This is a genomic window from Halomonas sp. SIMBA_159 (genome assembly GCF_046536035.1).
In the GTDB taxonomy this organism is placed as follows: Bacteria; Pseudomonadota; Gammaproteobacteria; order Pseudomonadales; family Halomonadaceae; genus Vreelandella; species Vreelandella venusta_A.
Map to the genome: position 1 here is coordinate 49,517 of NZ_JAWJBT010000020.1, position 13,743 is coordinate 63,259.

Sequence of the window (13,743 nt, forward strand, 5' to 3'; positions counted from 1 at the left end):
CACTACTCTTCGGCCCTCGCGCCCCCCAGCGCTTCATGCAACAGCTCAGCATTATGGCGCAGCATGGCGGGGTAGTTGTAGGCAGGGCCATCAGTATCACTGAGCGTATCGACATAGAGCGGGCCTGCCAGTGTCAGGCCGGTTTCTCGCGCTAAGGCATCCATATGGATATAAGGTGTCGTGCTCTCATAAAACAGCGCAGGCGGGCGCTTGTCGGCTAAGTGCTTGCTCATGGTTTCCATGGCTTGGGCACTGCCCAACGTTTCGCTGTTTAGCCCCCAAATAGCGGCGACGTCAAAGCCGTAAGCGTGGGCAAAGTAGCTAAAAGAAGCCTCGCTGGTGGTGAGCAGGCGATTGGTTTGCGGAACCCCCTCTAGGCGCTCTTTAAGCTGCTGATCTAGTAGCGCTAGGGCTTCTTTAGTGTCCGCTGCCCGTGCTTGAAATAAAGAGGCTTTATCGGGGTAGCGGGCGCTCAGCGTTCGGGCAATCACGTCGATATAGGCAGACGCCCCTTTAGGGTCCATCCACATATGCGGGTCAGGGTTGCCTTTATGTTGGCCCACTGGAATGGTAAGCGGCGCGTAATTGGCGGTTTCGGCCAGTGCCATCAATGTCAACGTATCGCTGGCCATCGCTTCTAAGTGTCTAATCCAGGGCTCTAACCCGTGGCCGTTAAAAAATACGATGTCGGCTTCTTCTACGGCCAGCACGTTAGGCGGCGTGAGCTCCCAGCGGTGAACGTCCTGGCCCACCGGTACAATGGTCGTAATACTGATATCGTCGCCCGCAACACGCTTAACTAGGTCTTCAATCACTGAAAAAGAAGCGATGACCTTCAGTGACGAGGCGGCCAACGCTTGGGAAGAGGTAAGTATTGCTGCTAACAAGAGCGTGATTATCCAGGGTGTTCGCTTATCCATGCCACACTCCTAACCTATTAAAATGACGGCAAATCATAAAGAGAGTCTGGTCCCGTTGCCAGTCTTGCTCTGCTGGGCGAGCTGCTGTGGCAAGTGGCAAGAGACTGAAGGGCGCGATGGTTTCCCCGCTGACGCTTAACCTCTATGCTATGAAAAAGCCGTCAACGCAGGCATCGCTCGTGGCGGTCTGCTTCATTAAGTCGCTATCTCAACGTTTAGACGCTTAATTGAGCATAGCGGCTTTGACGACGGTGCTTGTAACGTTCTTTGGCCTAGCTCTGGATAGCGCGTCATGACCTCTCAAACTGGTACGTCCTCTCGCCGTCGTCGCGGTTACCCGAAAGGGCGCGATGTGGCTCCTGTTGCGCTGGCGGCACTGCGCAGTCTATTAGGCGATGAACGCCTTAATGCACGTTTGCAACAGCGTGATCTACTGATTGAGCATCTACACGCTATTCAGGATGCCCATGGCTACTTATCGCTTGTGGAACTGCGCGCCCTGGCAGCCTATATGAACCTGCCCATGGCAGCGGTGTACGAGACGGCGACGTTCTATGCCCATTTCGATGTGGTGCACGACCACCAAGCGCCCCCGCCGGATACCACGATTCGCGTCTGTGATTCTCTTTCCTGCCAATTAGCGGGGGCCAGTGCGCTGCACAAAGCATTAGAGGACCGCGTCGATCCTGACTGTGTGCGGGTGATCCGTGCACCCTGTATGGGGCGCTGCGATACCGCGCCGGTGGCCGAGGTGGGCCATCACCATGTGCTGTATGCCACCGCAGAAGGCGTCGAAGCCGTAGTGGATACCGGCCACTTTCATCCTGAAGCGATTTTGTGGCAGCGGCTTGACGCCTATCAGCAGGCTGGCGGTTACCAGTTACTGGCCAATGTCCGCAGCGGTAAGGTCAGCATTGATGATGTGCTGCAGGCGCTTGAAGTCTCAGGCCTGCGAGGCTTGGGGGGCGCGGGCTTCCCTACGTTTAAAAAGTGGCAGGCGGTGCGCCAAGCCGCCGGGCCGCGCTACTGTGTGATTAACGCTGATGAGGGCGAGCCGGGGACGTTTAAAGACCGCTATCACTTAGAGCGTGCGCCGCATCAGTTTCTTGAGGGCGCGCTGATTAGCGCTTGGGCGATAGAGGCCGAGGCGCTCTATATCTATCTGCGCGACGAATACCCCGGCCTGCACCGCGTGCTCCATGAGGCGATTGCGGAGCTTGAGCAGGCGGGCATCGTCGCACCTGGATTCATCATCATGCGCCGGGGCGCGGGCGCTTATATCTGTGGCGAGGAGTCGGCGCTGATTGAATCCTTGGAAGGCCAGCCGGGTAAGCCGCGCCACCGCCCGCCTTACGTAGCCCAACAAGGGCTTTTTGGCCGCCCCACGCTGGTCAATAACGTTGAAACCGTCTATTGGATTGCGCCCATTTGGCATAAAGGCGCTGAATGGTTTGCCGGACATGGGCGCAACGGTAGGCGCGGTTTACGCAGTTTTTCCGTCTCCGGGCGAGTGAAAAAGCCCGGCGTGTACTTGGCGCCAGCAGGCATCACGCTGCGCGAGTTGATAGAGGAGTATGCCGGCGGCATGGCGGAAGGGCATAAGCTTGCCGCTTACCTGCCCGGCGGCGCCTCGGGTGGCATTCTGCCCGCCAGCAAAGCCGATGTGCCGCTGGATTTTGACACGCTGCAGGCGTACGGCAGTTTTATTGGGTCAGCGGCGATTATCGTGCTCTCTGAGCAAGACAATCTTCAGGCGGTGGCCACCAACCTGCTGGCTTTTTTTGCCGATGAATCCTGTGGGCAGTGCACGCCTTGCCGGGTAGGCACCGAGAAAATGCTCAGCTTGCTAGAGCAACCCACATGGGATGTGCAGGCGCTCACTCGACTGGCACAGGTGATGCAGGACGCCTCGATTTGCGGCCTGGGGCAAGCGGCACCGAACCCCGTGTTAGGACTACTCAAGGATTTCCGCCCTGCGCTCGCCCAGCAGCAGATTATCGTCAGCGATGCCGCTGAAGGGAGTGCACCATGACCGCTTCGTTCACTATTGTCTTGGATGATAAAGAAGTCACTGCCTACCCCGGAGAATCCCTTTGGCAGGTGGCCAAGCGCGCTGGAGAGACCATTCCCCACCTCTGTTTTAAAGACGCCCCCGGCTACCGCGCCGACGGCAACTGCCGGGCCTGTATGGTGGAAGTGGAAGGCGAGCGAGTGCTGGCGGCAAGCTGTATCCGCGAGGCCAAACCCGGCATGGTGGTACGCAGCGCCCATTCGCCTCGCGCCATACAAGCGCGTGAAACGGTATTGGAACTGCTGATGGCCGACCAGCCCAGCCGCGCCCAAAGCCCTGACCGCTCCAGCCACTTCTGGGAAGTAGCCGAGCAGTTGGCGGTGGATGAGGCTGCTGTCAAAACGTGGCTACCACCACGCCGCAAAGCAGCCGTCAGCCATGCGGCGGCTGCACCACAGGTGCAACAGCCAGACATCAGCCACCCAGCGATGCATGTCAACTTGGACGCCTGCATTACCTGCAACCTGTGCGTGCGCGCTTGCCGCGAGGTGCAGAGTAACGATGTGATCGGCATGGCGCAGCGGGGCGCTGCCGCCACCGTCGTGTTTGATTTTGCCGACCCGATGGGCCAGAGCACCTGCGTGGGCTGCGGCGAGTGCGTGCAGGCGTGCCCCACCGGCGCGCTAATGCCTGCCACCGTGGTCAATACCCAAGGTCAGGGCGATTCTCAAAGCCAGCGGCAGGTGGATTCCGTGTGCCCCTACTGCGGGGTGGGCTGCCAGCTGACGTACCATATTAACGACGATGCCCTGGCCTATGTGGAAGGGCGCAACGGCCCCGCTAACCAGAACCGCCTGTGCGTGAAAGGCCGGTTTGGGTTTGATTACGTGAGCCATCCCGCACGCCTGACCAAGCCACTGATACGCTTGCCTGGGATTCCCAAGGCGCTCGACCCTACCTTTGACCCCGCCAATCCTTTCAGCCACTTCCGTGAGGCCAACTGGGACGAAGCGCTGGAAATCGCGGCGGGCGGCCTGATGGCAGTTAAGCAGGCGCAAGGCCCAAAAGCGCTGGCGGGCTTTGGCAGTGCCAAGTGCTCTAACGAAGAGGCGTGGCTGTTTCAGAAGCTGGTGCGTACCGGCTTTGGCAGCAATAACGTGGACCACTGCACGCGGCTTTGCCATGCCAGCTCCGTCGCGGCGCTGATGGAGTGCTTAGGCTCTGGCGCGGTGACCGCTTCGTTTATGCAGGCGCTGGAAGCTGACGTGGTGATCCTCACCGGCTGCAACCCGGCGGTGAATCACCCCGTAGCGGCAACATTCTTCAAGCAGGCAGCCAAGCGGGGTACCGAGATCATTATTCTCGACCCTCGCGGGCAGGCGTTGGATGCTTATGCCAGCATGAGCGTGCGCTTTACACCGGGGGCAGATGTATCGCTGTTCAACGCGCTGCTCCACGTGATCATTGCGGAAGGCCTGTATAACCAAACCTACATCGACGCCCATACCGAAGGCTTTGAAGCGCTCAAGCAGAGCGTGGCTCACAGTACACCGGACGCCATGAGCACGCTGTGCGGCGTAGCCCCCGACACCATCTGTGAGGTGGCGCGCCGCTACGCCAACGCCGAGAAAGCGATGATTTTCTGGGGCATGGGTATTTCTCAGCATACCCATGGCACCGACAACGCCCGCTGCCTGATTTCGCTGGCACTGGCCTGCGGCCATACCGGTCGCCCCGGCACGGGCCTGCACCCGCTGCGCGGCCAGAATAACGTGCAGGGTGCCTCGGATGCGGGGCTGATTCCTATGGTGCTGCCGGACTACCAGCCTGTGGGCGATAACCAGCTGCGCGCCGCGTTTGAAGAGCTATGGAACACACCGCTGAGCGATGAGCCTGGGCTGACGGTGGTGGAAGTGATGAATGCGATTCACGCAGGCGAGGTGCGCGGTATGTACATTTTGGGTGAAAACCCAGCGATGTCTGACCCGGATCTTACCCACGCCCGCGCCGCGCTGGGTAAGCTTGAGCATTTGGTGGTGCAGGATCTGTTTATCACCGAAACCGCTCAGTTCGCGGACGTGATTCTGCCTGCATCCGCGTGGCCCGAAAAAGACGGCACCGTGATCAACACTAACCGCCAAGTACAGCTGGGCAGGGCGGCCTTACCGCTGCCAGGAGAAGCTAAGCCGGACTGGTGGATCATCCAAGAGATCGCTAATCGCTTTGGGCTGGGCTGGCGCTATCAGCACCCGCAAGAAGTGTTTGCCGAAATGCAGCGGGGCATGCACTCGTTCAACCACATTAGCTGGGAGCGGCTGGCGCGAGAGAACTCCGTCACGTACCCCTGCCCAGCCGAGGATGCCCCCGGCCAGGACGTGGTCTTTAGCGACGCCTTTCCGCGCGCTGGCGGGCTGGCGAAATTCGCCCCCACGCGCCCGCTACCGCCGGATGAGCCGGTGGATGACGCGTACCCGACGGTGCTCACCACGGGCCGTCAGTTGGAGCATTGGCATACGGGTTCGATGACGCGGCGTGCCCAGGTGCTCGACGCCCTTGAGCCAGAAGCGGTCGCCAGCCTTTCACCGGGTGAACTTCATCGCCTGGGGGTAGCACCGGGCGAGAAGCTCACCATTACCACGCGGCGTGGAACGATTACGCTGACCGCCAGAGTGGACGATAAAATCCCCGATGGGATGGTGTTTGTGCCGTTTGCCTACGCCGAGGCCGCCGCCAATCTGCTCACCAACCCGGCCCTGGACCCCTACGGCAAAATACCCGAGTTCAAGTACGCCGCTTGCCGCTTAAGCAAGGCAGAGCCAGCCTTAGTTTCCTAAGCGCTGGCAAGCCCTGCAATGAGCCCCTCGGTTGGGGTATCATCCTGGTAATGCGGTTTTATTTATGTAATGGAGTAAGCGGGGCGATGGCGCAAGCGCAGGCAGTGCAACGGGTATTGATGCTGGATAACTACGACAGCTTCACGTTTAACATCGTCCAGTACCTGGGTGAGCTGGATGCCGAGGTGATGACCTATCGCAACGATGAGATTACCCTGGAGCAGATGTGCGCCCTGGCGCCTACCCATCTGGTGATTTCGCCCGGCCCGTGTACGCCCAACGAAGCGGGCATTTCGCTGGCGGCCATCGAGTACTTTGCGGGCAAACTGCCTATTTTGGGCGTTTGCCTGGGGCATCAGGCCATCGGCCAAGTGTACGGCGGCAAAGTGGTGCGGGCACCCCAGGTGATGCACGGCAAAACCTCGGCCGTTGTACACCGTGGGCAGGGGGTGTTCAGCGGGCTGGAAAACCCGCTGGAAGTGACGCGCTATCACTCATTAGTCGTTGAGCAGGAGAGCCTGCCCGACTGCCTGGAAGTGACCGCCTGGACGGCGGATGACGATGTTACCCCTGGGCTCATTATGGGGTTTAGGCACCGAACCTTTGATATAGAAGGCGTGCAGTTTCATCCTGAGTCGATACTCACGCGCCAGGGCCATGCGTTATTGGCCAATTTTTTACAACGCGGCTGATCGCCAAATTCATACGCTTTAGGGGCTTTCCTGCTCATGCAAATGCGAGACGCAATTAACGCGGTGATGCGCCGCGAAGACCTCTCTTTCAATGCGATGCACGCACTGATGCGCCAGATCATGACCGGCGAAGCTTCCGACGCGCAAATTGGCGGCCTGCTGGTGGGGCTGGCCATGAAAGGCGAAAGCGCTGAAGAGATCAGCGCCGCCGCCCAGGTGATGCGCGATTTAATGAAACGCGTCGAGCTACACACCGAGAACGTGGTGGATATCGTCGGCACCGGCGGCGATGGCGCGAACCTGTTTAATGTGTCCACGGCGTCTAGTTTTGTGGCCGCCGCTGGCGGTGCCCATGTGGCTAAACATGGCAATCGCAGCGTCTCCTCTTCTTCTGGCAGCGCCGATTTATTCGATATTGCCGGCATCTATCTCGACCTCAAGCCTGAACAAGTGGCGCGCTGCATTGAGCAGGTAGGCGTTGGCTTTATGTTCGCACCTAACCACCATCCAGCCATGCGCTATGCCATTGGGCCACGGCGGGAAATGGGCGTGCGTACGCTGTTCAATATTCTTGGCCCGCTCACCAACCCCGCCAGTGCGCCCAATCAAGTGCTGGGCGTGTATTCTGCGGAGCTGGTGCCGCTGATGGCCGAAGTATTGCGCAAGCTGGGTAGCCGCCATGTCCTGGTGGTGCATTCTGAAGATGGCCTGGATGAAATCTCCCTGGCAGCACCCACTCTGGTGGCAGAGCTAAAAGAGGGCGAGATTACCCAGTACATCATTACGCCGGAATCCCTGGGCATCGAGCGCCAAAGCCTCGCCACCCTTAAAGCGTCCAGCGCGGAAGATAGCCTGCGTTTGGTGAAAGCCGCACTTAGCGGTGAAGGAGCGGCGGCAGATATGGTGGCACTCAACGCCGGGGCTGCGCTTTACTGCGCGGGCGTGGCCGATAGTTTGAAAGAGGGCGTGATGGTGGCCCAGGATGCCCAGGCCTCCAAACTACCGCTTGAGAAGCTCAGAGAGCTTTCGCACTTCACTAGCGTCTTTAAAGGGTAAAACTTCCAATGAGTGACCATGCAACGCCGACTATTTTAACGCGCATTTTGGCCCGTAAAGACCAGGAAGTCGCTGAGCGTCAGCAAGCAGTTTCTGAAGCGGATCTGCTAGCGCTAGCGGAGAAGCAGAGTGCGCCCCGTGGCTTTATTGATGCATTGAATCAGCGTATTGCGGCAGGCGACGCGGCAGTCATCGCCGAGGTGAAAAAAGCCTCGCCCTCTAAAGGCGTGATGCGTGAAGAGTTTCACCCAGCGGATATCGCCAAAAGCTACGCCCAGGGCGGCGCAGCTTGCCTTTCCGTGCTCACCGATGCCGACTTCTTCCAGGGCCATGAGGATTACCTCATTGCCGCTCGCGATGCCTGCGACCTGCCGGTGATCCGTAAAGACTTTATTACCCACGGCTATCAGGTCACTGAAGCGCGCGCCATCGGTGCGGACTGCATCCTATTGATTGTGGCGGCGCTCAATGACGCTCAGCTGCGCGACCTGCACCAGCAGGCCAACGCGTTGGGGATGGACGTGCTGGTGGAAGTTCACGATGCAGAGGAGCTAGAGCGCGCCCTGGCGCTGGATCTAAAGCTGGTAGGTATTAACAACCGCAACCTACACACCTTTGATACCAGCCTGAATACCACCTTGGACCTGCTGCCGCGTATCCCTGAAGGCGTGACCGTGATTACCGAGTCAGGCATTCACACGCGTGATGACGTAGAGCTAATGCGTGACCACGAGGTCAATGGCTTTTTGGTGGGTGAAGCGTTTATGCGCGAAGAGGACCCTGGTTTGGCCCTCAAGCGGCTGTTTTTCTAAACGCCCACACGGATATCAGCAAGCCCCAGCAGGCCAGCCGCGTTAGCGGCTGGCCTGTTTGATACTGGTCAGCAGAGCTTGCAGAGGGTGGGGCAGGGTTTGCGCCGAGTAGCGTTTCACCTGGCTGCGGCAGGAGTAGCCGGTGGCCAGTAGCTTACCGCTGTTCTCTTCGGCTTCCACCTGTGGCTGCCACGACTGAGCGTAGATCGTTTTCGAGGTAGCGACGTTACGGGTCTCGTGGCCGTAGGTGCCGGACATGCCGCAGCAGCCCGTGGTGGCCAGCTCTAGCTGCAAACCAAACGCTGCAAATACCTGCTGCCACGCTTTTGGGCTGCCCGGCGCGTTGGTTTTTTCGGTGCAGTGGGAAAGCAGCTTAAAGCCTGGGTCTTTGAGCGTTAGCTGGCCGGGGGCGAGGGTGTTGACGCGGGTGGCTAGCCACTCCTGCAGCATCAGTACGTTCGGCACTTGCTCAGGGCCCAGCGCTTTGACGTACTCCTGGCGGTAGGTCAGCGTCATGGCAGGGTCGATGCCTACCATGGGTACCTCGAACTCACTAAGCGCGCGAAGGCGTTTGGCCTGCTTTTCTGCCGTGCGCTCAAAAGCACCTAAAAAGCCCTGTACGTGCAGCGGCTTGCCGTTGGCGGAAAACAGCATGACAAACACGCGCAGGTTCAGCCGCGATAGCAGCTCTACCACATCCATCACCAGCTTGGCTTCAAAGTGGGTGGTGAAGGCATCTTGCACAATCACGACGCTGTTGGCCCGCTGCTGCTCGGTGAGTAGCGCAAGCGATGTGGGCGTGGCTTCCGCAACGCCCCAGGCGCGCAGCTGTTTTTTCACGCTAGCGCGAGATAGCGCGGGGGAGTCGCTAATACCGAGCCCCTTCTGCATCAGCTGCTCGACCCAGCGCTGGCCAAGGACAGCGTTATATAGCGGGGCCATCTTGGTTAACGCAGGCAGCATAAATTCGGTGCCGCCAATCACGTAATCCCGCAGCGGGCGCAGGTAGCGGCCGTGATACACCTCTAAAAACTGCGAGCGGAACTGCGGTACGTTGACTTTGATCGGGCACTGGCCCGCGCAGGATTTACACGCCAAGCAGCCCGCCATGGCGTCGTAGACTTCGTGGGAGTAGTCGTGGTGCTGCTGACGGCTCAGTGTGTTCATCACCCGCTTGGGGAAGCTTTTGATAAAACCCCAGCTGCGCTCGGCTTTCTTTTTGCGCGACTCTTCCACCACGTCGATGCCCGCTTGCGACTGCAAGCGCAGCCACTCACGAATCAGGCTGGCGCGGCCTTTAGGGGAGTGGCGGCGGTCGCGGGTGGCCTTCCACGATGGGCACATGGGGTCGTCCACATCGTAGTTGTAGCAAGCGCCGTTGCCGTTGCAGTACACCGCTGCGTCATAGGCCTGCCAGGCCCGCTCATCAATCGTGCGGTCTAGTTGGCCGCGCATGGGCACGCCGTCAACGGTGAGCAGCTCCGGGTCGCTCTCTTTCGCAATCAGCGTGGTACTTTCAGAAGGTGACGCGATCTTGCCGGGGTTGAGCTGGTTGTGCGGGTCGAATGCCGCCTTGACCTGCTGCAGGCAGGGGTAAAGCTCACCGAAGAACTTAGGCCCGTACTCGGAGCGCACGCCTTTACCGTGTTCGCCCCACAGCAGCCCGCCGTACTTCTGGGTGAGCGCAGCGACTTCATCAGAAATCTCGCGAATCAGCGCTTCCTGGGCGGGGTCTTTCATATCCAGCGCCGGGCGCACGTGCAGTACCCCCGCATCCACATGGCCAAACATGCCGTAGGAGAGCTGGCGCGCATCCAGCGCGGCGCGGAACTCGGTAATGAAGTCGGCCAAGTGTTCCGGCGGAACAGCGGTGTCCTCCACGAACGGCAGCGGACGCTTCTCCCCCTGAACGTTACCCAGCAGACCTACCGAGCGTTTGCGCATGGCGTAGACTTTTTGGATCTGCGGGCGGCCTTCCGCCAGGGTGTAGCCCAATCGCTCTACGGTGGCATCCTGGCTCAGGTGCTGGGTAAACGCCGTTACACGCGCTGCCAGCTGTTCGGGGTCATCGTCGTTGAACTCGATCAGGTTGATGCCCTGAATGGGCGTGCTGCCCGCCGGGAAAAATTCCGCCACGCTGTCCCAAACGAAGTCTTCCATCGCCAGTTGCAGCACGGTGTCGTCCACGGTTTCAATGGACGTTGGCTTCGCGCTGCTGGCCATCAACGCTTTGGCATCCCGCAAGGCATCCATAAAGCTCGGGTAGCGCACGTTGACCAGCGTGGAGTGCTTGGGGATCGGCAAGACGTTGAGCACGGCTTCGTTTAAAAAGCCCAGGGAGCCTTCCGAACCGCACAGCAGGCTATTCAGGTTAAGCTGGCCATCCTCGCGCAGGTGGGCCAGATCGTAGCCGGTCAGACAACGGTTGAGCGGCGGGAACGTCGCCTCAATCAATTCGCGCTGCTGATCGATAATCGCAGCGGCGGTTTGGTGTACTTTACCCAGCACGCCTGCTTGAGCCAGCGCCTGCTGCTCCTCTTCCGCACTGAGTGAGCGGCTGTGTAAATGCTGCCCGCCGAGCAGAATCGTATCCAGCTCTAACACGTGGTGGCGGGTTTTGCCGAACTGGCAGCTACCTTGCCCGCTGGCATCGGTGGAGATCATGCCGCCAATGGTGGCGCGATTGGATGTCGAAAGCTCAGGGGCGAAAAACAGCCCATGGGGCTTTAGCGCGGCGTTTAACTGGTCTTTGACCACGCCTGCCTGTACCCGCACCCGGCGGGCAGCCACATCGATCTCAAGAATTTGGTTCATGTGGCGGGAGACATCCACCACGATGCCATCGGTCAGCGACTGGCCGTTGGTGCCGGTGCCGCCGCCCCGTGGGGTCAGGACGATATCCCGGTGGGGCAGCTCGGAGGCGAGCTTGGCAAGGCGCTCTAGGTCTTCGGCGTGTTTGGGAAACACCGCCGCCTGGGGCAGACGTTGGTAAATCGAGTTATCCGTCGCCAGCACGGTGCGGTTGGCGTAATCCGGCGCTATTTCACCTTCGAACCCACGCGCGCGGAGGGCTTCGATAAAACGCACGTAGTGGCTGCCAATACGTTCGAAAGGGGCCGTGCGAGAATCCAAGGATGCAATCATAGGAGGTTGAGCCGTCACTGCTGGAAGCGGATAGGGGATAGCGCTACTTTACCGCAGCTACTGCGCCGGTGCATCTTGAGGTGGCGTCTCAGTGGCTGCCTAACGCCTCTTTGACGAGCGCTGAACAGGCGTCGTTCATGGGCAGCGTCAGGGCCAGCGCATGCGCCTGCGGCGACATCTTGCCCCAGGTCTTTTGTACAATACGCACCATGTGCTCGTGCTCCACCTTGCGGGAGAAATCGGCGAAGTAGTTTTCCAAGAACACTAAGCAGGCGCAGTCTTCCAGGGCTTGCACATCGCTATCGCGGCCCAGGCCCTGCTTGCGAATCATGCTGGCGACGCGTTTGGCCTCCTCTTGGGAATAGCCCGCTTCTTCTATGATCGCCGCCGCGGTATCACCTGCCTGGGCACTTTGGTCACGGCGCCAGGTTAAATAGCCAATACGGCCTTCTGGGTAATCGCTTCGCGGCTGTTGCCAGCGCTGCAGATGCTGGGCGCGTACGGCAATGCGCAGCAGATCGCTGGGAGCGTTGTGCAGCTGCTCCAGCCAGTGGCTCATGCGCTGGGCATACACCAGCTCTTGGGGCTGAGAGGTGCCATCCGCAAGGTCGGCATGCTGCGGGTCCTGGGCATGCAGTTCATCGATATCGGCAAGAGTGTTTTCTAAGGCGGAAGGCATAATGGCTCGCTTGATAAAGTCAGGATGATAAATGAAGGATAAGAGCATCCTAGCAGCTTGCCGATGCGCATAAAAAACGCCCGCAGCCAGAGGCAGCGGGCGCGGAACTGCATGGCTAACCAATTAAGGGCGGCTGGTGTTATAAATCTCTTCGTTAAGCTCACCTTCGCTTTTACCTACCAGGGTGGTGACCATCAGATCGCCCGCCACGTTAACGCTGGTGCGCGCCATGTCCAGAATACGGTCAATACCCGCCACCACGGCGATGGCTTCCAAGGGCAAGCCAATTTGTGCCATCACGATGGAGAGCATAATCAGGCCTGCACCAGGAACACCTGCGGTACCAATTGAGGCCAGCGTGCCGGTGGCAACAATCATGCCGTAATCCATCATGCTTAAATCGGTACCGGTCATCTGGGCTATAAACAGCACCACCACGCCTTGATACAGTGCGGTGCCGTCCATATTGATGGTCGCGCCCACGGGCAGTACAAAGCCGGACACCCCTTCTGAGACGCCCAGGTTTTTCTGCGCACAGCGGATTGAGACGGGCAGGGTGCCTGCTGAGGAAGCAGACGAAAACGCCACCACAATGGCATCCAGGCTGCCTTTTAAGTAGCGCACCGGGTTTAAACGTCCCATCAGGGAAATAAAGCCAGAATAGACCACGAGCACATGCAAAATGCTGGCGAGATAGACCACGCCGATCAGCTTGGCGAGTGGAAGCAAAATCTCCAAACCGTACTGGCCCGAGACATGGGCAATCAAACCAAACACCCCGAATGGCGCAAACGCCATTACGAGGCCAGTGAGTTTGTACATGGCTTCCGCGAAGCTATCGAAGACCTTCATCACCGGCTCGCCCTTCTCACCGATGAGCGTTAGCGAGATGCCCAAGCCAATGGCAAACACAATGATCTGCATAATGTTGCCATTAGCCAGGGCATCGATTGGGTTGCGCGGCACGAGATTAATTAGAATCGACATCAGCGATGGCGCTTCGCTAGCCGAGACTTCAGAGTCAAAGCTTAGCCCGACGCCCACTCCAGGCTGCAGCAGGGTAGAGAGCACAAGGCCAATGCTGATGGCAAAGGCGGTAGTCACTAAGTAAAGGGTGATGGTGCGAGCGCCAATGCGGCCCATCTTCTGTGGGTCGCGCATGGAGGTAATACCCACCACCAGCGTCGAAAAGACCAGTGGCACAATCAGCATCATAATGGCGTTGATGAAAATGTCGCCCAGTGGCTTAAATACACTCGCTGTCTCGCCGAGCAGTGCGCCTGCCAAGACACCCAGTGCCAAACCAGCCAGGATTTTCTTCCACAGGGCAATGCGCCGCCACCAACCCAATTTTCCTTGCGTTGCGGTTTCCTGCACAACTTTTCTCCTTTTTTAAAACCCGTTATTAGTGGTTCTTGCTATGAAGCGGCGGGCACTCTATCACTTTTGGCTAATAAGCGGGGAGGGATATGCGTAAGGGTCATGGTGTATACCTACCAACGGTTAAGTTCAGCATGGTAGTGCGCTGCCATAGCCCCAACTCACGCTTTTGCCTACAATAGGCCCCTTTGCCACGGCCTTTGCGTGCCGTGTTT

The 13,743-nt window shown here is 59.1% G+C and carries 9 protein-coding genes; 5 read left to right on the top strand and 4 right to left on the bottom strand.

Annotated elements, in window-relative coordinates:
* Positions 1-2: 2 nt before the first annotated feature.
* Positions 3-920, bottom strand: a complete 918-nt coding sequence (locus R0J87_RS14065; protein ID WP_498886885.1) for a metal ABC transporter solute-binding protein, Zn/Mn family — start codon at positions 918-920, stop codon at positions 3-5.
* A gap of 292 nt (positions 921-1,212) precedes the next feature.
* On the opposite strand from R0J87_RS14065, the gene R0J87_RS14070 reads away from it, so the two are divergent.
* From R0J87_RS14070 to trpC, 5 genes are all read left to right on the top strand, one after another.
* Positions 1,213-2,952 carry an NAD(P)H-dependent oxidoreductase subunit E gene (locus R0J87_RS14070; RefSeq protein WP_498886887.1) on the top strand — a complete coding sequence of 580 codons (1,740 nt, stop codon included), beginning with the start codon at positions 1,213-1,215 and terminating at the stop codon, positions 2,950-2,952.
* Positions 2,949-5,765, top strand: a complete 2,817-nt coding sequence (gene fdhF, locus R0J87_RS14075) for a formate dehydrogenase subunit alpha (protein ID WP_498886889.1) — start codon at positions 2,949-2,951, stop codon at positions 5,763-5,765. The genes R0J87_RS14070 and fdhF overlap by 4 nt, the downstream gene beginning before the upstream one ends.
* 86 nt (positions 5,766-5,851) lie before the next feature.
* The gene (locus R0J87_RS14080) at positions 5,852-6,457 is read left to right on the top strand and encodes an anthranilate synthase component II (protein ID WP_498886891.1); all 606 of its coding nucleotides are present in this window, start codon (positions 5,852-5,854) and stop codon (positions 6,455-6,457) included.
* 36 nt (positions 6,458-6,493) lie between these two features.
* On the top strand, positions 6,494-7,513 hold the full coding sequence (trpD, locus tag R0J87_RS14085) for an anthranilate phosphoribosyltransferase (protein WP_498886893.1): 1,020 nt from the start codon (positions 6,494-6,496) through the stop codon (positions 7,511-7,513).
* An 8-nt stretch (positions 7,514-7,521) separates the two neighbouring features.
* Complete coding sequence (gene trpC / locus R0J87_RS14090) at positions 7,522-8,325, top strand: indole-3-glycerol phosphate synthase TrpC (RefSeq protein WP_498886895.1); 804 nt, start codon at positions 7,522-7,524, stop codon at positions 8,323-8,325.
* Positions 8,326-8,367: 42 nt separating this feature from the next.
* Here the strand turns inward: trpC and ydiJ are convergent, their stop codons facing one another.
* The 3 genes from ydiJ to R0J87_RS14105 all read right to left on the bottom strand — a co-directional run bounded on the left by ydiJ (position 8,368) and on the right by R0J87_RS14105 (position 13,525).
* Positions 8,368-11,469 (bottom strand): D-2-hydroxyglutarate dehydrogenase YdiJ, encoded by a 3,102-nt coding sequence (ydiJ, locus tag R0J87_RS14095; protein WP_498886897.1) that lies wholly within the window; start codon positions 11,467-11,469, stop codon positions 8,368-8,370.
* An 88-nt stretch (positions 11,470-11,557) separates the two neighbouring features.
* Positions 11,558-12,148: a DUF4202 domain-containing protein gene (locus R0J87_RS14100; RefSeq protein ID WP_498886930.1), complete on the bottom strand. Its 591-nt coding sequence runs from the start codon at positions 12,146-12,148 to the stop codon at positions 11,558-11,560.
* Positions 12,149-12,271: 123 nt separating this feature from the next.
* Positions 12,272-13,525, bottom strand: a complete 1,254-nt coding sequence (locus R0J87_RS14105) for a dicarboxylate/amino acid:cation symporter (RefSeq protein WP_498886899.1) — start codon at positions 13,523-13,525, stop codon at positions 12,272-12,274.
* Positions 13,526-13,743 lie beyond the last annotated feature (218 nt).

Excerpts from the sequence above, each read along its gene's own strand:
- fdhF (WP_498886889.1), top strand. The coding sequence starts at position 2,949 with ATGACCGCTTCGTTCACTATTGTCTTGGATGATAAAGAAGTCACTGCC.
- trpC (WP_498886895.1), top strand. The coding sequence starts at position 7,522 with ATGAGTGACCATGCAACGCCGACTATTTTAACGCGCATTTTGGCCCGT.
- trpD (WP_498886893.1), top strand. The coding sequence starts at position 6,494 with ATGCAAATGCGAGACGCAATTAACGCGGTGATGCGCCGCGAAGACCTC.
- ydiJ (WP_498886897.1), bottom strand. The coding sequence starts at position 11,469 with ATGATTGCATCCTTGGATTCTCGCACGGCCCCTTTCGAACGTATTGGC.
- R0J87_RS14065 (WP_498886885.1), bottom strand. The coding sequence starts at position 920 with ATGGATAAGCGAACACCCTGGATAATCACGCTCTTGTTAGCAGCAATA.
- R0J87_RS14100 (WP_498886930.1), bottom strand. The coding sequence starts at position 12,148 with ATGCCTTCCGCCTTAGAAAACACTCTTGCCGATATCGATGAACTGCAT.
- R0J87_RS14070 (WP_498886887.1), top strand. The coding sequence starts at position 1,213 with ATGACCTCTCAAACTGGTACGTCCTCTCGCCGTCGTCGCGGTTACCCG.
- R0J87_RS14080 (WP_498886891.1), top strand. The coding sequence starts at position 5,852 with ATGGCGCAAGCGCAGGCAGTGCAACGGGTATTGATGCTGGATAACTAC.